We start from the raw sequence: 383 nt of genomic DNA on the forward strand, positions 1-383 counted from the left end.
GCGCGGCGCCGTCGAGATGCGGCTGTGGCGCACCACGTCCTCGCCATTGGCGCCGGAGATGAATTTGGTCGCGACCGCCGTGCCGGGGTAGTCGGAATCGAAACACGCCACCAGGCGCGCGCGCTCGGGGGAAGGGCTGACGAAATAGAGGCCGAAGGCCGAGGCGTTGATATCGACGGCGATCCAGCGGCAGCGGCGCACCGCGTCCGGGATTGTCACCGCATGATGCGTCTCCGAGCCGAGCGAGAAGGCGCCGAACGGATTGCGTTGATCGTTGAAAAGGGCGGCCGCCGCCTCTCTGACCTCTGCGCGCCTCAAATGATGCCGCTCCTGATCGCCGTCGCGATCGCCATCGCGCGGTTCGAGGCCGCGAACTTCTGGAT

2 pseudogenes are annotated in these 383 nt (G+C 67.1%); both read right to left on the bottom strand.

Features of this window, described 5'->3' with window-relative positions:
* A pseudogene (locus EN852_RS35995) lies at nucleotides 1-219 on the bottom strand (helix-turn-helix transcriptional regulator); the annotation flags it as partial.
* Between the two features lie 95 nt (nucleotides 220-314).
* Nucleotides 315-383: pseudogene (locus tag EN852_RS43410) on the bottom strand (LuxR family transcriptional regulator); the annotation flags it as partial.

This window comes from Mesorhizobium sp. M2E.F.Ca.ET.209.01.1.1 (assembly GCF_004010375.2).
Classification (GTDB): Bacteria; Pseudomonadota; Alphaproteobacteria; order Rhizobiales; family Rhizobiaceae; genus Mesorhizobium.